Source organism: Alsobacter sp., from assembly GCF_059501845.1.
In genome coordinates, this window is record NZ_JCACDK010000018.1 from 1,727,365 (window position 1) to 1,750,893 (window position 23,529).

A 23,529-nucleotide genomic window follows, 5' to 3' on the forward strand; every position below is an offset into this window, starting at 1 on the left:
AGGACCCGGCCGGGCCCGCATGCAGGTTCGGATCGGCCTCGACGCTCACTGTGCCGCTCCCGTATCCGTCGCCGCGTGGCGGGCCGAGCGGGCCGTGAACTTTCGGCCGACGATGAGGTTCACGACCTCCTCGATGTCGGTGTCCGCGATCCGGCGTTCGGCCACGCTGCGCCCCTCGTACATGACCTGGATCCGGTCGCAGACCAGGAACAGGTCCTGCAGCCTGTGCGTGATGAGGATCACGCTGACCCCGCGCTGGCTGACGGTGCGGATGAGTTCGAGCACGGACTCGACCTCTGCCACGGCCAGAGCCGCGGTCGGCTCGTCCATGATCAGAACGGAGGGATCGAAGGACGCGGCGCGTCCGATGGCGATGCTCTGCCGCTGCCCGCCGGACAGGTTCTCCACCTTCAGCCTTGTGTCGGGGATCACGATGCCGAGCCGCTCCAGCATGGCGCGTGCATCCGCGTGCATGCGCCGGCTGTCCATGAAGGGCAGGCCGAGGATGGATCGGTGCGGTTCCCTTCCCAGGAAGAGGTTGCCGGCGACGTCGACCGTGTCGCAGAGCGACAGGTCCTGATAGACCATCTCGACCCGCTGTGCCCGCGCATCGGCCGGGGAGGAAAAGCTGACGGGGCGGCCGTCGATCTCGATCGTTCCGCTGTCGGGGATGATCGCGCCGGACAGCACCTTGCTCAGCGTGGACTTGCCCGCGCCGTTGTCGCCGACGAGGCCCAGCACCTCGCCCGGCTGCAGCACGAGGTTCACGTCCTGCAGCGTCTGGATGGCACCGAAGCGCTTGCTGATGCCGGTCATCCTGACCCGCGGCGGGGCAGTGCTCATGGAAGCCACTCGGTGGGACGGGACGTCGGAGCATGCCCGCGGCGGGAGCTCGACCCCGCCGCGGAAGATTGTAGTGTAGGCGACGCGCTTACTTGAACATCGCGCGGAACTTGTCCGCATTGGCCTTTGTGACGATGGTCACGGGCACGTTGATCACCGCGGGCACCGTCTGCCCGCTCTTGATCTTCATGATCGTCTCGACCGCAACCTTGCCTTCCGTGTAGGGGTCCTGCTGCACGACGCCGACGACCCAGCCCTCGTCAAGCCCCTTCAGGGACTGGGCAGTGAGGTCCCAGCCGAAGACCTTGATGTTTCCCGTCCGCTTCTGCGCCGCGACGGCGGACACCGCGCCGATCAGGGCGGGCTCGCCGGTCGCGTAGATGGTCGACATGTCGGGGTTCGCGGTCATCAGGTTCTCGCCCGCCGAGAGCGCGACGTCCTGCTTGTTCTGGCCGTCCACCGTGTCGAGGAACGTGACCTTGGCGCCGCTCTCCTGGACAGCCTTCTTGAAGCCGTCGAGCCGCTGGTTCTGGATGAAGGAGTTCAGCGCGCCGACGACGCCGATCTTGGCGCTGCCGTTCATCTCCTTCTTCACGTAGTCGGCGTAGAACTTCCCGATCTCGACGCCGGCGGCGGTATTGTCGACACCGACGAAGGCGGCGTTGTCGCCGTTCGGAATCTGGGCGTCCACGGCAATCACCGGGATGCCGGCCTTCTTGGCCGCGGAGATAGCCGGCTTCACGCCGTTGACGTCGATGGCGATGATGATGATGCCGTCGACTTTCTGGACGATGTAGTTCTCGATCGCGTCGTTCTGGGAGCTTTCGACGTTGTTGGCGTTGTGAATGACGAGATCGACGCCCGCTGCCTTGGCGGCTTCCTTGGCGCCATCGTTGATCTGGTTGAAGAACAGGGCCTGCTGGTTGATCGTCACCAGGGCGATCGTCTTCGCCTCGGCGGATACTGCGGCAATCGTCATGGCCGCGGACGCGGCAAACAGCGCAAGTTGCTTCCTGATAGACATGGCTCTTTGTTCCCCTCTCTGCCCCGCACCGGGGCGCCATTCGGCCACTCGCAGGGACTGAAAGGAAGAATTCAAGAGCCTTGAAAGCCTGTCAAGGCTCTTAACCTGAGCAGAAGGCTAGAATGTAGGCGGTGTATTCACCCAGAAGATGCTGGCCTCGGCAGACCCGACGTTGCGGTAGTGGTGGGGGCGCTCCGACTTGAACACGAAGCTGTCCCCGGCGCTGAGCAGGTAGGCCCGGTCGTCGATCGTGAGCTCGACGTCGCCGGCTATGACGTAGCCCACTTCCTCGCCAGCGTGCTGGATCGGGCCTGCGCTCTGGCCGCCTACGGCCATGTGGTGGATGTTGCACTGGAGAAGATGCCCGGCGGAATACGGGATCACCCGCTCCAGGGTAATGCCGTCGCCGCGGCGCAACGGATCAAGCGTGATGAAAGGGCGCGAGCCACGGCGGAAGATGATGCCTTCCTCGCCGTCGGTTTCCTCAAACATCCAGCCGATGTTTGTGTCCAGCGCCTGCACGAGGCGATGCAGCATCGGCAGGGAGGGCGAGGCCTTGCCGTTTTCCACTTTCGACAGCAGGCTCTCCGAGCAACCGGCAGCATCGGCGAGCGCCTTCAGCGTCATGCCCCGCATCTGGCGTGCCAGCCTCAGGCGCATACTGAGCCGGGCCGGAAGTGCTCGCTCCGCCGCAGCACCGGATCGGTCGTGGGTATTCAATGGTGGTGATCCTCGACGTCCACTGCCGACTATATAACGTCCTGCCCAATCAGCCAGACGCTAGCACACGGACGCTTCGCGTCCGCTTTGCCCGGCTCAGCTGCGTCTCGCCGGTTCGCGGGGAGTAGCGCCGCAGATGCTCGACCGGTCATCAGCCAAACTGCACAGCTACAACGTCTGCGTCCTCGACGAGGTCGACGTCGTCGAACCGAACGATCGTGTCCCGGGCGTCCGGCCTCGGCCGCAGAAAGCCGGGGCGGGTCGGCCGGCCGGACGTCACGGCCGTGACAGAACCCCGAAGCCGACATCCTTCATGGTTGATCCATCGCCGGTTCACTGGCGACGATCTCAGTTGTGCTTTCGGTCGAACGCGTCCTGCGCGGCTTCCAGCTCGGGGCCTCGCGTGAGCGCCCAATCATAGAGCGCGACGAACGGCTCGCGCAGCGAGGCGCCCAGCGGCGTGATCGTGTACTCCACCCCGACGGGCGTTGTGGGCAGCACAGTGCGCTTGATCAAGCCATTTCGCTCCAGGCGCTTCAGCGCGTCCGCCAGCGCCTTGTGGGTGATGCCGTCGAGCCGCCGCATGATTTCGTTGAAGCGGGACGGCCGCATGCACAGCACCGTCAGGATCAGCACCGACCACTTGTTGGCGATGTGCTCCAGGATAGGCCGGGTCCGCCGCGCGTCGATCAACGCCTCATCGGTCGCGTCCCGAACGGAGGGGCGCCGCCCTTCTGGTTCAGTTCCACACTGGGGCACCGGCTTCGGCATCGATATACTCTCCGATATCTACGCTAAACATAGTGCGTAGTTGACCGTAGATCTACAAAATATATCTATCAGCTCATGGTCCCCAGAGGAGATGGACATGGGCACACTCGACGACAAAGTCGCCGTCGTTGTCGGCGGCGCGGGCGGCATCGGCAGCGCCATCACGGCGCGCTTGGGAGAGGAAGGCGCGCGCGTCTTCGCCACCAGCCGTGCGGCATCGCCGCAGGCTCCGGCCGAGGGTAACGTCCGCGCGGTCCGGGCCGACGCGTCGAGCCGCGCCGATCTCGACGAAGTGTTCCGGACCATCCACGGCGAGACGGGCCGGGTCGACATCCTGGTCGTCAACGCCGGCCTGTCGGAATTCGCGACACTCAGCGAGGTCGGTGAGGACCACTTCAACCGGACATTCGGCCTCAATGTCGGGGCGCCGCTCTTCGCGGCGCAGAAAGCGGCCGAGCTCATGCCGGCGGGCGGCGCGATTGTGCTGATCGGCTCCATCGCGGGCGACATCGGCACAAAGGGCTATGGCGTCTACGGGGCCACCAAGGCGGCCGTACGTGCCTTCGCCCGCACCTGGGCCAACGAACTGGCGCCGCGCGGGATCCGGGTCAACGTGGTCAGCCCGGGTCCCATCGACACTCCCATGATGGCCGCCGCATCGGACGAGGTGCGGACCAGCCTGACCGGGCTGATCCCGCTCGGGCGCATGGGGCGACCGGAGGAAGTCGCGGCGGCCGTCAACTTCCTGGTCGGCTCCGAAAGCACCTTCATCACCGGCGTGGAACTCTGCGTCGACGGCGGCATGGCCCAGGTCTGATGTCCTCGTGGCAGCGGTCCCGGGCATCGTGACGACGAAAGGCGCGATCGCCGCGTCCACGCCGATCGAGGATTTTCTCCACCACGTGGGCGTGATCCTCGACCGTATGCGACCAACGCCCTCATCGGCGGTGCAGGGTGCACGCAAGAGTCGTGGCGTATATCGCCGCGTTCGTTCGGAGCGACGCCAGCCCTGAACAACGGCTTGCCGGCGCGGATGTCGAAGCGCAAGCCCTGCACGAGCCCGCTGCAGGGCGATGAATCAAGAAACCTCAGCTCCAAATCACCGACGTGGTAGCCGGTAGAAGGGTGCAAGGCAGACGCACGCGCCAGCAAACTGCTGAAGTATAGAAATTCCTCCTGTGCTTCGGCGCCCAACCGGTGGCGCCGTTCAGGCTATCCGACGCATGGGTGTCTGGTGCTTGCCCGCCTGTGGCATGTCTTCCTGCGGCCGATCGTCAAGCGAAGTTTGAAAGCCGGAGATGAGCAGATCCAACTGTTCTATGTGTTCGGTCAGGCTTGCCGCCGAAGCTGAACTCTGCTCAGCGAGGGCTGCGTTTTGTTGGGTGATTTCGTCCAACTCCGAAAAGGCCCGGCTCATGCCGACGATGCCGCTCGCCTGCTCGTCGGTCGCGATCGAGATGTCGCTTACGGTCGCAGACACCTCACGTGAGGCCGCTACTATCTTGGTCAGGGCCTCGCCCGCCCTGCGCACAAGCTTGACGCCTTCTGCGACCTCCGCTTCAGAGGTGGCAATCAGGAGGGTGATGTCCTTGGCGGCCGAGGCCGAGCGTTGCGCCAGCGTGCGAACTTCCGACGCGACGACCGCGAAGCCCTTCCCTGCCTCACCTGCGCGGGCCGCTTCGACCGCTGCGTTGAGCGCGAGAAGGTTGGTCTGGAACGCGATCCCGTCGATCACGTCAGTGATGTCGGAAATCTTTCGGCTGGCCTGCTCGATCCGCACGATGGCGTCGACGGCCTCACCGACGACGAGCCCGCCATTACCGGCCTCGGCCAGAGCCTGTTCCGACAGGTTTACTGCTTGGCGGGACGACGTTGCTGCGGCCTTCACGGACGAAGAGAGTTCTTCGGTCGTGGAAACGGTTCGTTCGAGGGATGTGGCCTGCTGCTCCGTCCGGCGGGCGAGTTCGCTGCTGCCCGAGGCAATTTCCGCCGCCGACGCCAACGTTGTCCGGGTTGCGCCACGTACGGAATGGACGACGTAGGCGAGGGTGTCCAAAAGGGCGTTGACGCCGGTGGCCAGTTCGCCGATCTCGCCTTCGAGGTCCTCGGTCGGCACCCGCCGGGTAAGGTCCTTCTGTCCGGCTGCGGCCACGAGGTCAGCGGTCTTGTGGACCACCGTCTCCATCATTCGATTTAGCCGGACCTTCTGGGTAACATCGGTGGCAAACTTGACAACCGAGCAGGGACGCCCGTCTTCGTCAAGGATCGGATTGTAGCTCGCTTCAATGAAGACCTCACGGCCCCCCTTGCCGATCCGACGATACTGGGCCTTGTCGAGTTCGCCACGGCGGAGACGCTCCCAGAAGTGGCGGTAGTTTTGATTGTCCCGTTCGATCGGGTCAACGAACATCCGGTGGTGCTGACCTTTCACCTCGTCGAGGCTGTAGCCGAGAGCGTCGAGAAAATTTCGATTGGCGGTGATCACACGCCCATCCAAATCGAACTCGATGACGGCCTGGACCTTGTCGACGGCCGCCATGCGACTCTCCAGTGCAGCGTCGCGTCGCTTCTGTTCGGTAATGTCAGCTGCGAACTTGATGACCTTGATCGGTTTTCCCCGGCCGTTGAGAACCGGGTTGTAAGTTGCCTGGAGCCAGATGGCTTTTCCGTTCTTTGCAATCCTGCGGAACCGTCCCGCCTGGAATTCTCCCTCCTCCAGGGTGTGCCAGAAGTGCCGATAGTCAGCAGACCCCCGGGTTTCAGTATCAACGAAGATGCCGTGCGGCTTTCCCTTTATCTCGTCGAGCGTGTAACCCACGCAATCCAGGAAGTTCGCGTTGGCAGTGAGGATCGTCCCTTCCGGCGTGAACTCGATCGTCGCCAAGGCGCGATCAAGGGCTGCGCTCAATCCGGCGTTGGAGGGTTGAAACATTCCGGAGTGCCAAGACATGGTGAGCTCTTCGCCGGTGCATCTGAGGAGGCCGAATGCCGACTTGCGAGATGGTTGGATCCGCCTTTTCCAAATGCAAGTCTGCGATTGAAATCTTGCGACCGGCACTCTAAAATCCGATTAAGGCGTCGATTTCCATCGGAATGTTTGTCGTCCACGACAAGCAAGTGATGGATCGAATAGTGCGTACTAAGCTAAAGTGCGCAAGCCGGTTTTGTCGAACACGTAACCATCGGCTCAAATGTGAACTTTCCGAGCTCCATATCGGCGAAGGGATCGTGTGTTCGGGGATAGACTTCGCTGCTGCAATGGTGTCACGGCGGAGAATGGCAAAGACCTCACCGGACAACTCCTGAGATCGCCGTCCCCAATCCAAGCGAAAACCGTCAGCCCATTCAACCTTAGCAGGGGACCGAGATGCCGAACCAAGAAAGGCCCTCAATCCCCGTTCCCGAAAGCTATGTACCGCCGGCGGGTCGACGGCATTTAGCGACTACCGGGGAAACCTGGATCACACTCGCCAACCGCGTGGGGATCGATCCCTGGGACCTCATAGAGTTCAATTTTCCCGGCCTTAAACTCGTCAAGCAGCGCAACTATCAGCAAGCGACACGGCAGGTGAACTGGTACCTCGCCAACTACGTGGGCTGCCAGGCGACGTCGCTTGACCGCGAGAACTTTGCCTTTTCTTCCGGTACAATGGGAGGGAAAGGGAGCTGGCGAGGAGGGATCATTTATCTTCCCCCAGGGACTCCTTCGCCAACCCCTGTTCCGTCTCCGCAACCCGCTGGGCCTGCACCCCAGAAATCCCCAAGTCCACCTCGATGTGAAGCAAATCGACCCGACTATTCGCGCGTGCTGGACAAGAGAGAGCAAGATCTCCTGCTGAACGTTTTCGGCCCAACACTTCCCTCGTGGGATTCAATCGCGATTACAAACGGTCTGGGAGGGAGCGGGAGACCGTGGACGAACGACGGGCCATTTTTCAGGGGCAGCAATTCCATGGTTCCAAATATGAGGTACGCTATAAATATTGGCAACGTTGCTTTTAGTGACCTGACATCGACGAGCGCTACGTTTGGCCTCTTGTGCGACAACTTCGGCAGAATTTGCGACCTTCTCGTGCATGAGATGACTCACGTATGGCAGGCGTTCAATGACTCGAACTGGACGATGGCGCGATCTGCATGGGCGCAAACCGTAGGTGCCGGCTACGACTACACGCCCGGCGATCCTTGGGATTCGTACAACGTCGAGCAGCAGGCGCACATCGTTGAAGACTGGCACAAAAACAAGGACAGTTCTCCGAAAATTGCCGAGCAGATTTATCCTTATGTCCGGCTGGTAATCCGGTCCGGACGTCTGAATTACCCCCGCGGCTTGGATCTGGCCGCCCTCACCAAAGACCTTCGAGATCTGCGCGCCAGGGGTTTTGACTAGCTTTTGCCTGCAAACGGATAGACCAGCAATGTGCGATACGCCACGTGCGGCGGCGTCGAGAACGCAATCACCAATAACTGGACCGCGAAGGTCGAGGCGCTGAACGACAACAGCAACGACTACGCCTTCAATTCCAAGAAAGGCAATGGAGGCAGCCTCGTCCGCGTCGGCTAGACTACAAGGTCTGAGCCTTGTGGCTGGGCGTCTTGGCTGGTCCACGGCGGCTGGGGGCGGTTCCCACCGGCAATGCACCTCAACCCGGCTCATGGCTCGGTGCAAGGCGCACCACGTCCAGGTCAGGTTTGCGCGGCGAGAAGCGCTCGCGCGGTTGATGGAGGCCAGACCGCATCATCCCCGATGTTCCTGCCGGTCGAGACCATGCTTGCGCATCTTCTCGTAGAGCGTGCGGCGGGGGAGGCCGAGCGCCTCTGCGGTAGCCTGGATCGAGCCGCGATGGTCCTTCAGCGCGCTCTGGATCAGCAAGGCCTCGAAACGGTCGACCTGCTCCGACAGGCCGCCGCCCTTTGTCTCTCCGGCGTCCAGCGCCGGACCCGGGCGGCGGCCGAGGCCGAGCGCGAAACGCTCCGCAACGTTGCGTAGCTCGCGAACATTGCCGCGCCAGTCGCGCGTCATGAGGCCTTCCACGTCCTCCCTCGCAATGTCTGGCATCGGCCTGCCCGCCTGCAGGGCGAACTCCCGGACGAAAGCCTCGAACAGGACCGGAATATCCTCCCGCCTGTCGTTCAGCGGCGGCAGGCGCAGCTCGGCGACGTCGAGCCTGAAGAACAGATCCTCCCGGAACTCGCCCCGGGAGGCGGCTTCGAGAAGGTCCGTCTTGGTCGCGGCCACGACACGGATGTCGACCTTGATCTCGGCATTGCTGCCCAGCCGCACGATCACACGCTCCTGCAGCATGCGCAGGAGCTTGACTTGCAGCTTCAGCGGCATGCTCTCGATCTCGTCGAGGAACAGGGTCCCTCCCTTGGCATATTCGACAAGGCCGATCCGGCGCTGCCGCGCGTCGGTGAAGGCGCCGGGCTCGTGGCCGAACAGCTCGCTCTCGAACACCGTCTCGGGCAGCGCGCCGCAATTGATGGCCACGAAGCGTGCCCGCGCCCGCGTGCTGCACTCGTGCAGGGTGCGGGCGACAACCTCTTTCCCGGTCCCGGTTTCGCCGTGAATGAGCACCGTGGCGTCCGTGGCGGCGATGGCGGCGATCTCCTCGCGCAGCGCCTTCATGCCGGCCGAGTGTCCGATGAGCCGCCCGGCGATGCCGGCGCGGTCTGCGAGCTGCGACTTGAGGCGCCGGTTGTCGAGCACGAGGACGCGCTTGTCCCACGCCCGTGTCACCTTGCCGACGAGGTCGTCGACATCGAAGGGACGCTCGATGAAATCGTAGGCGCCGGACTTCATGGCCTGCACGGCGGTCGCGACCTCGCCATAGGCCGAGATGACGATGACCGGCAGGTCGGGATCGAGCGTCATGGCCTGGACCAGCAGGGACAGGCCGTCCAGTCCCGGCATTTTCAGGTCTGTGAGCACGATGCCGGGAAAGCCGAACGGACCGGGCTCGTCCTGGATCGCCCGCAGGCCGTCCATGCCGCCCAGCGCGCCGCGCACCCGGAAACCGGCGGGCCCGAGCGCCTGCTCCACCCGCCTGATGTTGCCGACGTCGTCGTCAACGACGAGGACGACACGTTCGGCATCGCTCATGCCACATTCTCCTGGCGCAGGTCGGGAATGATCAGCCGAAAGGTCGAGCCGACGCCCGGCACGCTTGCGACGCTGATGTCGCCGCCGAGCAGCCGCGCCAGCTGGCGGCTGATCGGCAGGCCGAGCCCGAGGCCGACACCCGGCCGCGTCGTCCCGGCGGTCTTCTCGATGCGGCCGAACTTCTCGAACACGAGGTCGAGCTTGTCGGCCGCGATGCCGCGTCCGGTATCGGTGACGTCGAGAACGAGGCCGCCATCATGGCGTTGCGCCGACAGGGTCACCGATCCCGTGTCGGTGTACTCGACGGCATTGACGAGGAGATTGGTCAGGATCCGCGTGACGATGCGCTTGTCGGTGGCGATCTCCAAAGCGGGGTCGACCTGGAAGCGCAGGGCCAGTCCCTTGCCCTCGGCCATCGGGCGCGTCACGCGGGCGGCCTGCAACGCCAGCGCAGCGACCGCCTCCTGACGAAGCGTCACGCTCACCTGTCCGGCCTCGATCCGGGACATGTCCAGGAGTTCGTCGATGAGGCCGAGCAGATGGGTGGCGTTGGCCCGCATCATCTCGACCGCGCTTGGCGCCGCACCGAGAAGGTCGGCCTTCTGCAGATCGGACAGGAGCAGGTTCGCCTCCTCGACGATGGCGGCAGCGGGCTTGCGCAGGTCGTGGCTCATGTTCTCGAGGAACTGCGCCTTGGCTTCGTTCGCGGCCTTCAGGAGCGCGCGCTGCTTGCGGTTCGTGATGTCCGTGTAGGTTGTCACGAAGCCGCCATCCGGCATCGGTGCCCGGCGCACCTCCACCGACGTACCATCCGCCCGATCGACGTCGAACTGCGGCGGGTTGAGGGTGCGCGCCCGCTCGACGAGGTCGTTCACCTGCGCCTCGGCGGAGCCGGGTCCATAGTCGCCGCGCGCCGCATTGAAGCGGATCATGTCCTTGAAAGTCAGGCCCTCGCGCAGCAGGCCGTCGGGATAGCGGTAGAGGGCCTGAAACTGCGGGTTCCACGCGACGAGGCGCATGTCGGGATCGAACACGCTGATGGCGTCCGACATGCTGGTGAGCGTCGTCTCGAGATGGAGGGTCTTCGCCCGGAGCGAGCGGATCATGTCACCGATGCCGGTGGAAAGGTCCTCCAGCTCGGCGACGCCGCGGTAGGCCGGCGGCTCGCCCTTCGCCGAGTCCGACGCGATGCTAGCGATGGGCTTCACCACCGCCTGCCGGACGCCGGCGAAGAGCAGTCCCGCGACCGCGGCCAGCACCAGCGCCGTGCCACCATAGATGAGGCGCACCTGACGGATGAGCGCGTCGAAGGCGGAGGAGTCCTTCGCCACCACGATGCGCCAGTTCCACGGGGAGAAGACGGAAGAGGCGACGTAGTAGGAGCGGCCGGACGGAGCCTGCACCGGGCGTGCTCCCTCAGGGCCCGCGCTTCCCTTGATGGAGGCGGCGTCTCCCTCCGGCAGGCCAGTTTCGAAGTCCGGGCTGCCAGGACCCTCCACGACCAGTCCGACGCCCTGGTCGCGGGCGAAAGCCTCCAGCCGCAGCCTTGCGTCGAGCTGGTAGATGGCCTGGGCGCGCGCGTTCTCGACCCGGCCCTCCCTGTTCTGGCGATCCACCTCGGCATCGGCGAGGGTCACGGCGCCGTGGCGCAGCGCCTCCAGCGTCTGCCTTATGCTCGCATCTGCGTAGGACGACACGGTCCTGAGCACGAGGCCATAGAGGGCCAGGCCCGCCAGGAGCACGAAGGCCAGGATGGGAGCGAGGACCACGACCTGCAGCGAAGGGCGTATCCTCTTCACGGGATCGGCCCGAAGATAGGCGCCGCGGTGCGGATCTCGGCCGGCCAGACGATTTCCTTCCGCCCATTCTGCCATTGCACGATCATGTCCAGCCGCTTCATCTGGATCCCCGTCCGGTCGACGGCGAAGCGGCCGAGCACGGTGTAAAGGTCCAGGTTGCCGAGGCTGTCGCGCAAAGCGTCGCGGTCGGCGGAGCCGGCCTGCCTCGCGGCGGCCGCCAGGATCTCGCCGGCGGCGAAGGCCGCTGCCGCCTGGTAGGACGGCTCCATGCCATAACGCGCCGCGAAGGCAGCGGCGAATTCGCGCGAGCGGGGATAGGCGAACGAGTCGTTCGGCTCCCAGACGGACGTCCCGAAGGTCCGCTCCGCAAGGTCGCCCGCCTGGATCCGCCAGTCTGGCAGGGCAGGGCCGATCGTCGCGAAGTAGGCGGCGGGCGTCCAGGCCACCGCTGCGATGGCGCGGCGCACGCGCAGCGCCTCGTCCATGTAGCCGGCCACGACCACGAGGCCGACACCCGCCCTGCGCATGCGCGACACCGCGTCGGCAAGGCTCGCGTCGCTGCCGACGGGCTCGTCGAACGCAATCCTGAGCTTCAGGAACGGCGCCCATTTCCGCGTGCCCTCGGCGATGTCGCGCGAGAAGCTGTCCTCCGCCGAGAGCAGGCCGACCGTGCCGATCCCCGCGTCATAGGCCAGGCGGAGCATCCCCTGCGTGTAGCGGCTGGCCGGCGTCAGTATGCCGAACAGGTTGCGATAGCCCTTGCGGTACACCTCGTCAGCCGCGGCCCCCGGCGCCAGCATCGGGACGCCGGCATCCTCGGCGATGGGCGCGACGGCGCTGGTGAGATCGCTGGAATAAGGCGCCAGCAGCACGTCGAACGCCCGGTTGGCCACGTAGCGCGTGTAGATGGCCCGCGCCCGCGACGCATCCGATCCGTCATCTTCCAGGACGAGGTCCACCGGTCTGCCGAGGACACCTCCGGCCGCGTTCACCTCGTCGCGCCACAGCTCCAGCGCTCGCTTCTGCATGGCGGCTGGCAGGGCGTATTGGCCCGTCAAGCCGAGGGAGAGGCCGATCCGGAATGGCTCGGCGGCCTCCGCGGTCGCGGTGGTCAGAGCAAGCGCGCACAGGGCCGTGAGCACCGACAGGCCGGTCGTTGCGCGACGCCAGCACTGCTCCACCTCGCCGTGGAACCATGCCAGAAGCGCCCTCCTCACCGGCCGCCGAGCCGGCCTTCCACATCCACGGAAGTCCAAGTCCACCGAAGCGTGCCTTCCTTCCCGCGGCTGCGTGACAAACCCGGCGAAGGAGCGTTCTCCCTCTCGCGCCGTCCTGCTCATTGCCGTCCCAGGCCCGAGGATGGACGCAATGGCGGGGCGATCAGCACGGAGGAACAGCTGAGGACCGATTGGTGCCTTCGGCTCAGCTCGTCCATGACGAACCCCATGGTCCAGTCCTGCCGCGAAAAGGGGGAGACGGGGCGCATCGCCGCCCGGCACAGGTCTTCCGTCGGGATAGAGACGAGGTTGACGTTGCAGGCGAGCGGATCCCTGGCCGTGTCGGACTCCTGGGCAGCAGGTTCAGAGCAAGCCAGCAAAGCCCTGCAGGACTGTTCCGAAAGCTCGCGCTCCCTGGCGGCACGCCAGGCTGCGCCATCGAAGTAGTTCCACCCGCCAAGAACCGGGAGAAGCGCCCTCCGACAGAGATCGCGCACATCGAGAGACTCCAGCTGACGGGCGGCGACGGACTTGACCGGTTCCGTTCGCATCTCGACGGACAAAAACCGGCAGGTCGTCTCTGTGAACCCGCGCTTCCTCGCCACCACGACCGCTTCGTTCTGCGACTGGTTCCATTGACCGGAGTAGCCCTGGATCGCCAGCCGGCAGAGGTCTGCGGCATTGAGGGCGTCCAGCGTCCCGGTTACCCGAGGTGGTGGCTTGGCCGGACTGACGAGAGTCGGAAGCGCGACCGTCGGGTTGACGAGTGCCGGAACCGAGACGGTCGCCTGGGGCGGGTAATCTTCAAAGGCAGGCCTATGGGACAGGGCTCCGATGGCGACAAATGCCCACAGGATCGCAATCCCGGTACAGCGTCCCACCTTCTCCGGGATTGTGGAATGAACCGAAAGCCAGCGCGTCGCACGAGCGAGGAGCCATCCGAAAGCAACGAACAGGAATGCGACGACGAGGCCAATGCCAACGATCACCCGGAGTGCATTCGCGACAGGCTGGCCAGATCCGACCGAATCCAACACCACGAGCGAGACCGGGAGAGACAGAAGCGCCGCGGCGAGGAAATACGGGAGGCGGCTTGCCGGCTTAGGCAGACGCGGCGCAACCTCGGTCGGCGCGTTGCTCAATGGCGGAGGAGAGTGGAAATCGACGATGGCGCGGACATACTTCGCGCCCGCTTCGTCTCGTTTCCAGTCATGCGTCCACCCGAACGCTTTGATGGCGGGTGCCGCCAGCGGGGCGGAGCGCGGCAAATGGCAAGCGACGATTTCCGAGACTGCCACTTCAACCGACCGCACCCTATCCAGGGTCATCCTGGGTAAAAGGGCTTCGATGGCCGAGAAAATCTGTCGCATCTCGCTTGCGAGGCCGGGCTGGTCTTCTGCGTGCACGCGGTGGGCAAGGGCAACGATGAGCCTCCGGATCTCCTCGTCGTCGACCTGCTGCTCCACCATGGTGGAAGCATCGGCGGTCCAGGTGCCGGCCCGTTCGACTGGGACGACCTCGGGGCGATCATGATCTGCCCAACCCGGAGGTCCGCCTTGGAGCGTGTCCACCAGGGCCAGGGCCGACTCATAAGCCTCGCGGAGAATTCGGAAGCCGTCCGGGTCATCCTCGGGATTTGTAACCTTCAGCCGTGCTGCATAGGCGCGGCGAACGAGCTCGCGGTTTGCCGTCGGAGCCATTCCGAGAATCGGCCAGGGGTCGCTCTCGATCATTTGGCCCGTCTCTCGAGTTCGTCGAGCTCGCTGAGGAGGAGGGCCCGTGCCCTCTCGATCTCCTTCGGATCCTGACGGTTCAGGACATGCTCGAAAGACACGAGGAGTTGCCGCACGGCCGTGCGCTCGGCGCCCAGCGTTGTTTCGAAGCAGCGCTCAGCCCTTGCGACCGCCGCCCGGTTCGCTTCGTTTTCGCGCGGATGCAGCTTGTATCCGGCTAGGATGGCGCGTCGCCTGGCGACCTCCTCGGGCGACATCTCCTCGTCATTCACGATGACGAGCTGGCGCGTGACGCCCGTCTGCGGAATGCTGACGTCCACCTCCAGGATGCCGTTGATGTCGTAGGTGAACCGGATGTCGACGGCCACCCTTCCGGACGACTCCGGCGGGACAGGAACCTCAAGGCTTCCGATCTCGACATTGTCCTCCAGCCTGACGGATTCTCCCTGGAAGATCGTGATGTCGACCCGTGTCTGGTTGTCTCGGACCGTGCAGAAGCGGCGCTCGCGGCTGGCGGGTACGGTCGTGTTGCGCTCGAGGATCGGGGAGAACACTTCGCGCTCAGACAGCTCCTCGCCACCGCCCTCGAGCATGCCAACCCCCAGCGAAAAGGGGCACACATCCGTGAGGACTACCTCCCTGAGTGCAGCGTCGCGCGACTTGAGGCCGGCCTGCACCGCTGCGCCGAGCGCCACAGCCTCATCCGGGTTGACAGCCGTCGAGGGGAAGCGTCCGAACATGCGCGTGATGGCGCGCCTTACGATGGGCATCCGCGTCGCGCCGCCGACCAGCAGCACCTGGTCGAGCTCGTGGATCCCGATACGGCCATCGTTCAGGGCGCGGAGCACCGGGGCTCGCATCCGGGTGATGATGTCCTCCGACAGCGTCTCGAAACGCTCAGCCGAGATGGGCATTTCGATGGTGCGCCCCCGCTCGACAACGGACATGACTGTCTCGTTCTGTTCGCTCAGCCTCCGTTTGGCAGCTTCCGCAGCGACCCGCACACGGGCCGCGAAGGCGGGATCGCGCTCGGCCTCCAACGTCAGTGCAGGTCCGCCGCGCGCCAGAAAGTTCGTGAAGAGCAACTCGTTGAAATCCTGGCCGCCGAGACGGCTGTCGCCGGCGGTCGCCCTCACCTCCATCACGCCCTCAAAAACTTCCAGGACGGAGACGTCGAAGGTGCCGCCTCCGAGATCGAAGACGAGGAACTTGTGCTGCCTGTCCAGCTGGTTCACGCCGTAGGACAGGGCTGCAGCCGTGGGTTCATTGACCAGCCGCTCCAAGGTGAGGCCGGCGAGCTCGCCCGCCCGCCGCGTCGCCTTGCGCTGCCGGTCGTTGAAATAGGCGGGGACGGTGATGACGGCCTGGCTCACCGGCTCGCCGAGAAAGGCCTCCGCGTCGGCCTTCAGGCTTCGCAGGACGAAGGCGGACAATTCTTCTGGCAGGAACTCCTGCTTCCCGAGCCGAATCGTCCGTCCTGTCGCCATGTAACGCTTGAAATGGGTCGCGGTCCGCTCGGGATGCGTGGTCGCGCGATCCAGCGCGGCGGCGCCCACGAGGATCTCTCCCGTCGTGTCGACGCTCACGGCCGACGGCGTCAGCACCGAGCCGAGCCGGTTTGGAACGAGGACGGCCGCACCGTCCTTCCAGACGCCGACGGCGCTGTTGGTCGTCCCAAGGTCTATTCCGACGATCATGGCTCTGGTCTCTACGTCCAGGACCGGCCGGCGCGAGCGGCGTTGCGCAGCTTGGCCGCGACCCGATACGCATAGCAAGTCGAACTTGAGCGTAACTTCAAGCACCGGACATGCCAGCGGCTCCCGGCATCGGGGAAATGAAAGAAAAATCCCGTCCCGGCAGTCGGTTGAGGAGAAGGGCGCACCGCGCGCGCAGGACCGCCCGGTGACGGATTCTGCCGATCGCGAACCGGGCAATAGGCAAGATCCTGCACAGTCCCGCGGGACCCGCCGGGCTTTCCGCCGGCGAGTCCGGTGTTGCGGCGCGTGGAAGAAGATCGGGCCGGTTCCTGCACCGGCGATCCGGGAGATCGGCAGATTTCTGCCTGGCAGCCGTTCCCATCGCGGCGGCCACCGATCTTGATGCCTTCATGAACCGCTTGAAAATTTTGACGAAATCATTCCCGCCGGAGGTGCCGGCCCACCTTGGCACTGCCATTGCGCAGGAGGTGGCACGGTCCCGCGCCAGCCCTGGCGCTCCGGTTGGACCGGTCCGTGGGGAGGAAAGCATGGACATCGTCGCGCTGTTCCGAAAAGGCGGCATGGCCAGGGTTCAGCAGGTCCTGGCGATCCGGTTTGCGGCGATCGCCTGCGTCGTCGCCGCGCTCGCATTGTCGGCCCCGATCATCTGGTCGGCGGCATCGGCGGGCGCCGGGCTCGTCGCCCTCGCGATCATGGCCGTCGCGGGAACCGCCGTCTTTCAGTCGATCCCGCTCGCGATGCAGGTGATCGAGACGTTCGTGCTGAAGTTTCGCAAGCGCGTCGCGGCCGCCAACCCGGTCGAGCAGCTCCAGCATGAATGCATCCGGCGCGAGCAGCGGCTCGCGGCCTTCCGCAATGCGCTCGGCACCATCGGCGGCCAGATCGAAACGCTCGGCCAGATGATCGAGGAGCGGCGGCACGCCGACCCCGCGCACGTCCTCGATCGCCAGTCGAGAGCGCTGGACAGGATGACGCGGTTTCACGCCGCGAATGTCGAGCGCCTCGACGAGGCCCAACTCGCACTCCAGACGTTCCGCCATCACGTCCAGCAGAAGATCTTCGAGTGGGAGTTCGCGCGCAGCGGCGAGGCCGTCCTTGCGGCCCTGAACCCCGGTGAATTCGAGAACCTCGTCCAGGATCTGCTGACCGACTCGGCGCTCCAGTCCGTCCAGAAGCGCTTCAACACGGTCTTCTCCGAACTCGACATCCAGATGCGCGCCATCGGCTCGCCGACGCGCCGGCTTCTCGATGCCGAGAGCCGCGTCGGGTTCGACGCGCTCGGGCTGGCCCGGACGGATCCGAGAGTGAGGCGGCCATGACCTTCTGGACCGCTCTGCGCTGGGGCGCCACCGCCGCCTTCCTGGCGCTCCTCGTCCTCGGCTGGGCGGCAACCCGCAAAGCCCAGGGCCCGACGGACGGCCAGACCATCCGCATCGCGCCCGAACTTCACCGCTAGTCACAGGAGGACATCATGCTTCGTTACATAGTCGCACTGGCTGCAGCCAGCCTGGCCTTCGTCTCCTCTCCGGCGGCGCTTCGCGCACAAACGGCCGACGACGGATGTGATCTGAGGATAGCAGGCGGTCCCAGCGGCAAGGTCTACGCCCTGATGATCCGCGACATGCAGGCCGCCTGCGGATCAACGGTCCGGATCTGCGCCCTGCCGTCCGCCGGCGGTACGCAGAATCTGTCCCTCCTCGCGGCAAACGAGGCTGACCTCGGCATCGTGCAGGTTGACGTGCTGGAAGCGATGAGGGTCGACGACAACATTGCCGGCCTGCAGGCGGTAATGCCGCTTCACAACAATTTGCTGCATGTCCTGGCCCTGGTGGATGGGTCGCTCGTCGGCGCGACGGTCGTGGGAGGCGTGGCTCTTCCCTACACGGGCGAGCATAAGATCGTGCGCCGCTTTTCCGATCTCAAGGGGCTGAAGATCGCCGCCGTTGGGACCGCCCAGCAGATGGCGCGCTCGCTGGAAGACCAGCTGGGCTACGGCATGACGATTCTGGCGGCCGATACGGACGAGCAGGCCATTGCCCTGCTTCGCGCCGGCGAGGCGCAGGCCATCTTCACTCTCGGCGGCTGGCCGCTGCCGGCGATCTCCCGCATCCCGGCAAGCAGCGGCCTCGCCCTTGTCGATTACGACCTGACCCCGCAGGTACCGAACCTCGTCGTCAAGCGGACCTACCAGAACCTTGGTGCACTCAACCTGAAGTTCCTCGCCACGCCCAATGTGCTGGTGACGCGGCCCTTCAAGCCGGACGGCACGATCGGCAGCCAGGTCGGAGCCCTGAAGACCTGTCTGCTGCAGCATCTGCAGGACTTCCAGGAAGGCCGTTACCAGGCTGGCTGGAAGGAGATCTCGGACCCGGCGGCGACCTTCGGCATCAAGCCTTTCCCTGCGAAGGCAGGCTCGAGTGCGGCGGTGGTCAGGTGAGCGCGCGGGGCCGGCCCGCCGGAACGGGCCACGCGACCTGCGGCAGCGCGACGATCCTGTCGAGGATTCTTGGACTCGTCGGTACCGCGCCGGAGGACTGGAGGTCGACGTGCCCGCCCATCGTGTCCCGATGGACGGCGCAGCCGTCCGACTGACGCCGCGGGAGTTCGACCTCCTCGCCTTCCTCGCCCGGCATGCCGGCAGGGTCGTCACGCACCGCCAGATCCTGAAGGCGGTCTGGGGCCCGGCGCACGAGGACGACACCCAGTACCTGCGCGTCTATGTAGGCCAGCTCCGCGCCAAGCTGGAACGCGACCCGGACGATCCCGCCTTGATCGTGACCGAGCCCGGGATCGGGTACCGGCTGGGGGGATAGCAGACGGAGTAACATCCGCCCGGACCGGCGCACTGTCTGCGCCGGTCCTGATCACGCCTGACCGATCAAAGCGCAGCAGAGTGCAGGCCTAGAACTTGAACTCGTTGACGTTCTTCGGCGTCACGATCTGCGCCGGTCCGAGCACCACCTCGCCCTTTGCACCGACCTTGTAATCACCCAGCCGTCCCGCCTTGAACGACTCGCCGTCCTTGCCGGTCAGTTTGCACTGCGCGACGGCTTGGGCCGCGTAGTACGTCAGGTAGCCGAGATCCTTCACGTTCCACCAGATGTCCTGGACGGTGCCGTTCTCGATGTATTTCTTGATGAGCGTCGCGGGGGCCAGTCCGGTCAGCTTGACCTTGCCGAGCGATCCCGCCTGCTCCATGGCACGCGCCGCGGCAGGCAGGCCGATGCCGGCGGGGATGATGATGCCCTTGAGCGACGGGAACGCCTGCACGAGGGCGAGCGCCTGCTGCTGGTTCACCTGCTCGCTCTCCTCGCCATAGGCGACCTGGACGAGCTTCATCTTGGAGTACTTGGGCTCCTTCAGGCGCGCCTTCATGAAGTCGACCCAGGCATTCTGGTTCGTCGCGGTCGGCGTCGACGAGAGGATGGCGAAGTCACCCTCGTAGCCGATCATCTGGCCCATGCTTTCCAGCATCATCTCGGCAAGGCTGTCGCCCTTCGCCTGATTCAGAAACACCGTGCGGGCGTCGGCGGAAACGTCGGAGTCGTAGGAGATGACGCGCACGCCCTGCTTTGCAGCGCGCTTGAGCGCCGGGGCGACGGCGTTGGCATCGTTGCCGGCGATTGCGATTACGTCGACCTTCTGCGCGACGAGGTTGTTGATGAACTCGATCTGGGCCTCGGCCGTCGCCTGAGACGGCGCCTGCTGGATCACCTTCCCGCCGATCTCTCCCATCGCCTCCTCGGCTCCGGTCTTGGCGACCTGGAAGTAGGGATCGGTGTCGAGCTTGGGCAGCAGCCCCACCGTGACCGGCCCGCTTGCGCATTGCTGTGCGAAGGCGCTCGCGCTGAAGAGCAGGAGGGACCCCGTCGCGATAACGGGCACGAGCCTGCGGATGATCGTCATGGTGCGTCTCCTCTGGTGTTCAGTTCGGGGGTGTTCGGGAGGGTCCCGGCCGGCCGCCCGAATTCGGTCCGCCGGGTTGCAGAGAACGAAAGCGCCCTGCCAGGGCCGACCACGACCCTTCGGCGAGGTTGCTGGCGAGCAGCGAGCCGATCAGCAGCAGGCCGATCATCACGCCCTGGGCATCGCCGCCGATCTGGTTCAGGCCGAGTACGTTGCGCAGCGCCGCCACGAGCACGAGCGCGAGGAAGACGCCTGACAGCTTGCCCCGCCCGCCGAAGACGCTGATGCCGCCGAGCAGCGCGACCGTGATCACGTCGAACTCCAGGCCGAGCGCGTTGTTTGCCCGGGCATTCGCCAGACGCGCCGTAAACACGATCCCGGCCAGTCCGGACACGAGGCCGGACAGGACGAAGAGGCCGAAGCGGATCCGCGCGACGTTCACGCCCGAATAGAGCGCGGTATCCGGGTTGCCGCCGATGGCGTAGATCCGCCGCCCCAGCGGTGTCGCGTGGAGCACGAGGGCGAAAAGCGGAGCCAGCACCAGAAACGGGACGATGGTCCAGGGCAGGGCGGAATCGAGCACGGTGTCGATTCCGAAGTCGGTGAAGCTGTCGGGGAAGATGTTCACGGACGCCGAGCCGAGCGCGATGTAGCCGAGGCCCCGGAACATGGCCAGCGTGCCCAGCGTGACGACGAGGGACGGCAGGCCGAGCCCGGCGACGAGCACGCCGTTGAGAGCGCCGCAGAGGACGCCGCAGAGCAGGCCGGCCGCGGTGGCGAGGGGAAGCCCGGTCCCGGCCTGGATGCAGAGCCCGAACACCACGCTCGACAGCGCCAGAATACTTGCGACGGAGATGTCGATCTCGCGGGCGATGATCAGCAGCGTCATCGGCAGCACGATGAGGGCGCGCTCGGCGCTGCCGGCGATCGCCTGCGAAATGTTGAACGAGGTGGCGAAGGTGTCGAGGTGGAGGCAGGCATAGGCGAGCACGGCCGCTGTCAGGCAGAACAGCAGCCCGTCCCAGCTCGCGACCATCCGGATCAGGCGTGCACCCGCGCTCGTCATGGCGCGGCGCTCCTCCGGCGCGCCGAGCGCCGGGCGACATACGCATCGACTGCGATGGCCACGAGGATGACGAGGCCGTAGACGCCCTGCAGCCAGAGCGGATCGACGCGCACGAGCGTCAGCCCGTTGCGGATGATCAGCAGAGTCAGCGCACCCAGCAGCACGCCCAGCACCGTACCGGAGCCGCCGCGGATGGCGACACCCCCGACGACGACCGACGCGATCACGGTCAGCTCGTAGCCGGTGGCGACCCGCGCATCGATCGTGGCGTAGCGCGATGCCCAGAGTGCCCCGTCGAGACCGGCCAGCGCCCCTGCCAGGACGAAGGCCGCGAGCACGAGCGGCCCGGCGCGGATGCCGATCAGCCTGGCCCCATCAGGATTGGATCCGATCGCGAACAGCTCGCGCCCGACCTGGGCCCGGCGGAGCAGCAGCCCCGCCGCAGCCATCACGGCGACAGCGATGAGCAGGACGGCGGGCACGCCGAGCACCGACGCCGTCGTGAGGTCGAGCCAGTCCTGGGGCACCTGGTCCGCGCTGATTTGATGGCCGCCGGCCCAGATCGAGTTCAGCCCGCGGTAGACGGAGAGCGTTCCCAGCGTCACGACGATCGACGGCACCCTGCCGATCGTGACCACCAGGCCATTCACCAGCCCGCATCCGGCCCCGAGGAGAAGGGCGACGAGCACGCCGAGGAGGACAGGTGCATCTGGATGCGTATGCATGAAGGCGGCCGAGCCGTAGGCCGTCAGTCCGATGACGGAGGCGACGGAGAGGTCGATGTTGCGGGTGAGCATGACCACCATCTGGGCGACGGCGGCAATCACCAGCAGCCCTGCGTCCATGGCGAGAGAGGACAGGTTCGCCCCGCTGAAGATGCGGGGATTCAGCAGCGCGACCGGGACGACGACGACCGCGATGGCGCAGGCGAGTCCCCATTCGCGGCGCGCCAGGATCTGCCGGAGCACGGAAGGAGCCGACGCGTCCTCGCGGACCTCCGCGTCCGGGCTGGCGGGTCCTTTGTCTCGCGGTGGCGCGGCATCGATGTCGGTGGCTGCGCGGATGATGCGGGACTGGTCGATGTCTCCGCCCGATAGGGTCGCGGCGACCGATCCCTCGCGCAGGACCACGACGCGGTCGCACATCCCGATCAGCTCGGGGAGCTCCGACGAGATCAGCAGGATTGCGATCCCCTGGCGCGCCAGTTGCGCGATCATGGCGTGCACTTCGGCCTTGGTCTGGACGTCGATGCCCTGCGTGGGCTCATCGAGGATCAGGAGACTCGGCTGCGTCGCGAGCCATTTGGAGAGCACCACCTTCTGCTGGTTGCCGCCGGACAGCGTCTTCACGGGCTGGTCCAGGCTGCGGAACCTGAGCTTGAGCCTCGTGAGGTGCGGCTCGACCAGGGCGAGCTCGCGCTTGCGCATGACCAGCCCCGCCAGCGTCGCCTCGGCGATGACGGGCAGTGACGCGTTCGCGAGGATGGGGAAGTCCATCACGAGGCTCTGCCCGAGCCGATCCTCCGACACATAGGCGATACCGGCCTGCATGGCCTCGGCCGGAGATGAGAACGCGCAGTCCTGTCCGTGCAGGCGAACGGTTCCGGCTGTCCTCTGGTCGATGCCGAACAGGACCCGCGCAATCTCGGTCCTTCCGCTCCCGACGAGGCCGCCGAGCCCGACCACCTCTCCCTTGCGCACCGTCAGCGATACGCCACGAAAAGCGGGCTCTCGCGACAAACCTTCGACCTCGAGCGCAATCTCTCCGAGTGCCGCTTCCCGGGCGGGATAGACAGTGCTCAGCGGGCGGCCGATCATCATCTCGACGGCACGGTCGCGGCCGAGGTCTGCCGCGCGCTCCACCCCGATCAGGTGACCGTCGCGCAGGACCGCAATGCGGTCGGCGATCCGGAAGATCTCGTCCATGCGGTGGCCGACGAACATCATCGCCACGCCGCGCCGGCGCAGCTGGTCGACGACCGCGAAGAGCTTCTCGACCTCGCGCTGCGACAACGCGGCGGTCGGCTCGTCCATGATCAGGACGCGCGCTTTGGACGACAGGGCCCGGGCGATCTCGACGAGTTGCTGCTCGGACGTCCTCAGCGCGCCGAGGCGCTGGTCCGGGCGGCAGGCCAATCCCACCGTGTCCAGCAGCGCCTGAGTCTCGGCCGACATCGCGCTGTCATCGAGCAAGCCGATCCGGGTCAGCGGCGCATGGCCGATGAAAATGTTCTCCGCCACCGAGAGGTCGGGGAAAAGACCGGGATGCTGGTGCATGACGCTGATGCCCTGCCCCTGGGCATCGAGCGGCGAGGCGAGGTCCGTGGGCTTGCCGCCGATCTCAACCGTGCCCTCGTCCGGGCGGTACACCCCGGCGAGCAGCTTGACGCAGGTGCTCTTGCCGGCGCCGTTTTCTCCCAGCAAGGCGAGGACTTCGCCTGCACGCAGGTCGAAGCTTGCGTCGCGCAGTGCGACAGTGCCGCCGAAGACTTTGGTCGCGTGCGAGAGGCCTGCCGCCACGTCGCCCGGTGTCCTATCCACCTTGGAAGCGAAATGGTCTGACTTCGCCTCGAGCGACACGCGCGTCATTGGGCATCTCGCTCCCGGACAGATTATTAAAGCAATTTGTT

General features: G+C 65.7%; 19 protein-coding genes and 1 pseudogene. 7 read left to right on the forward strand and 13 right to left on the reverse strand.

The window, feature by feature from the left end:
- Window positions 1-45: 45 nt before the first annotated feature.
- The 4 genes from AC5JCN_RS23045 to AC5JCN_RS23060 all read right to left on the reverse strand — a co-directional run bounded on the left by AC5JCN_RS23045 (window position 46) and on the right by AC5JCN_RS23060 (window position 3,364).
- Complete coding sequence (locus AC5JCN_RS23045) at window positions 46-843, reverse strand: ATP-binding cassette domain-containing protein (protein ID WP_495757428.1); 798 nt, start codon at window positions 841-843, stop codon at window positions 46-48.
- 88 nt (window positions 844-931) lie between these two features.
- Window positions 932-1,867, reverse strand: coding sequence for a substrate-binding domain-containing protein (locus tag AC5JCN_RS23050; protein ID WP_495757429.1), 936 nt, complete (start codon window positions 1,865-1,867; stop codon window positions 932-934).
- 117 nt (window positions 1,868-1,984) lie between these two features.
- Entirely contained in the window at window positions 1,985-2,527 is a 543-nt protein-coding gene (locus AC5JCN_RS23055) for a helix-turn-helix domain-containing protein (protein ID WP_495757430.1), read from the reverse strand.
- A gap of 408 nt (window positions 2,528-2,935) precedes the next feature.
- The gene (locus tag AC5JCN_RS23060) at window positions 2,936-3,364 is read right to left on the reverse strand and encodes a winged helix-turn-helix transcriptional regulator (protein ID WP_495757706.1); all 429 of its coding nucleotides are present in this window, start codon (window positions 3,362-3,364) and stop codon (window positions 2,936-2,938) included.
- A 91-nt stretch (window positions 3,365-3,455) separates the two neighbouring features.
- Here AC5JCN_RS23060 and AC5JCN_RS23065 point away from each other — a divergent pair, with 91 nt between their 5' ends.
- Window positions 3,456-4,175 carry an SDR family NAD(P)-dependent oxidoreductase gene (locus AC5JCN_RS23065; protein ID WP_495757431.1) on the forward strand — a complete coding sequence of 240 codons (720 nt, stop codon included), beginning with the start codon at window positions 3,456-3,458 and terminating at the stop codon, window positions 4,173-4,175.
- A 390-nt stretch (window positions 4,176-4,565) separates the two neighbouring features.
- On the opposite strand, the gene AC5JCN_RS23070 is transcribed toward AC5JCN_RS23065, so the two are convergent.
- The gene (locus AC5JCN_RS23070) at window positions 4,566-6,308 is read right to left on the reverse strand and encodes a methyl-accepting chemotaxis protein (RefSeq protein ID WP_495757432.1); all 1,743 of its coding nucleotides are present in this window, start codon (window positions 6,306-6,308) and stop codon (window positions 4,566-4,568) included.
- A 417-nt stretch (window positions 6,309-6,725) separates the two neighbouring features.
- Between AC5JCN_RS23070 and AC5JCN_RS23075 the strand changes: the two genes are divergently transcribed.
- Window positions 6,726-7,748, forward strand: a complete 1,023-nt coding sequence (locus tag AC5JCN_RS23075) for a hypothetical protein (RefSeq protein ID WP_495757433.1) — start codon at window positions 6,726-6,728, stop codon at window positions 7,746-7,748.
- Window positions 7,749-7,778: 30 nt separating this feature from the next.
- Window positions 7,779-7,922: a hypothetical protein gene (locus AC5JCN_RS23080; RefSeq protein ID WP_495757434.1), complete on the forward strand. Its 144-nt coding sequence runs from the start codon at window positions 7,779-7,781 to the stop codon at window positions 7,920-7,922.
- Window positions 7,923-8,096: 174 nt separating this feature from the next.
- On the opposite strand, the gene AC5JCN_RS23085 is transcribed toward AC5JCN_RS23080, so the two are convergent.
- The 5 genes from AC5JCN_RS23085 to AC5JCN_RS23105 all read right to left on the reverse strand — a co-directional run bounded on the left by AC5JCN_RS23085 (window position 8,097) and on the right by AC5JCN_RS23105 (window position 15,907).
- Window positions 8,097-9,461 (reverse strand): sigma-54-dependent transcriptional regulator, encoded by a 1,365-nt coding sequence (locus tag AC5JCN_RS23085; RefSeq protein WP_495757435.1) that lies wholly within the window; start codon window positions 9,459-9,461, stop codon window positions 8,097-8,099.
- Window positions 9,458-11,260, reverse strand: a complete 1,803-nt coding sequence (locus tag AC5JCN_RS23090) for a sensor histidine kinase (protein WP_495757436.1) — start codon at window positions 11,258-11,260, stop codon at window positions 9,458-9,460. The genes AC5JCN_RS23085 and AC5JCN_RS23090 overlap by 4 nt, the downstream gene beginning before the upstream one ends.
- A complete protein-coding gene (locus AC5JCN_RS23095) occupies window positions 11,257-12,477 on the reverse strand; it encodes an amino acid ABC transporter substrate-binding protein (protein WP_495757437.1) in 1,221 nt (406 codons plus the stop codon). Before AC5JCN_RS23095 ends, AC5JCN_RS23090 begins: the two co-directional genes overlap by 4 nt.
- A 119-nt stretch (window positions 12,478-12,596) precedes the next feature.
- Complete coding sequence (locus AC5JCN_RS23100) at window positions 12,597-14,210, reverse strand: hypothetical protein (protein ID WP_495757438.1); 1,614 nt, start codon at window positions 14,208-14,210, stop codon at window positions 12,597-12,599.
- Complete coding sequence (locus tag AC5JCN_RS23105) at window positions 14,207-15,907, reverse strand: Hsp70 family protein (RefSeq protein WP_495757439.1); 1,701 nt, start codon at window positions 15,905-15,907, stop codon at window positions 14,207-14,209. The genes AC5JCN_RS23100 and AC5JCN_RS23105 overlap by 4 nt, the downstream gene beginning before the upstream one ends.
- A 548-nt stretch (window positions 15,908-16,455) precedes the next feature.
- Here AC5JCN_RS23105 and AC5JCN_RS23110 point away from each other — a divergent pair.
- The 4 genes and pseudogenes from AC5JCN_RS23110 to AC5JCN_RS23125 all read left to right on the forward strand — a co-directional run.
- Window positions 16,456-17,247: a hypothetical protein gene (locus AC5JCN_RS23110; RefSeq protein WP_495757440.1), complete on the forward strand. Its 792-nt coding sequence runs from the start codon at window positions 16,456-16,458 to the stop codon at window positions 17,245-17,247.
- Complete coding sequence (locus AC5JCN_RS23115) at window positions 17,244-17,384, forward strand: hypothetical protein (protein ID WP_495757441.1); 141 nt, start codon at window positions 17,244-17,246, stop codon at window positions 17,382-17,384. Before AC5JCN_RS23110 ends, AC5JCN_RS23115 begins: the two co-directional genes overlap by 4 nt.
- Window positions 17,385-17,399: 15 nt before the next feature.
- On the forward strand, window positions 17,400-18,365 hold the full coding sequence (locus tag AC5JCN_RS23120) for a TAXI family TRAP transporter solute-binding subunit (RefSeq protein WP_495757442.1): 966 nt from the start codon (window positions 17,400-17,402) through the stop codon (window positions 18,363-18,365).
- A gap of 85 nt (window positions 18,366-18,450) precedes the next feature.
- A pseudogene (locus tag AC5JCN_RS23125) lies at window positions 18,451-18,741 on the forward strand (winged helix-turn-helix domain-containing protein); the annotation flags it as partial.
- 88 nt (window positions 18,742-18,829) lie between these two features.
- Here the strand turns inward: AC5JCN_RS23125 and AC5JCN_RS23130 are convergent.
- Genes AC5JCN_RS23130 through AC5JCN_RS23140 form a run of 3 tightly spaced genes read right to left on the reverse strand, consistent with a single transcriptional unit; the run spans window position 18,830 to window position 23,488 of the window.
- On the reverse strand, window positions 18,830-19,834 hold the full coding sequence (locus AC5JCN_RS23130; protein ID WP_495757443.1) for a rhamnose ABC transporter substrate-binding protein: 1,005 nt from the start codon (window positions 19,832-19,834) through the stop codon (window positions 18,830-18,832).
- A gap of 19 nt (window positions 19,835-19,853) precedes the next feature.
- Window positions 19,854-20,900: an ABC transporter permease gene (locus AC5JCN_RS23135; protein WP_495757444.1), complete on the reverse strand. Its 1,047-nt coding sequence runs from the start codon at window positions 20,898-20,900 to the stop codon at window positions 19,854-19,856.
- Complete coding sequence (locus AC5JCN_RS23140) at window positions 20,897-23,488, reverse strand: ATP-binding cassette domain-containing protein (protein ID WP_495757445.1); 2,592 nt, start codon at window positions 23,486-23,488, stop codon at window positions 20,897-20,899. The genes AC5JCN_RS23135 and AC5JCN_RS23140 overlap by 4 nt, the downstream gene beginning before the upstream one ends.
- Window positions 23,489-23,529 lie beyond the last annotated feature (41 nt).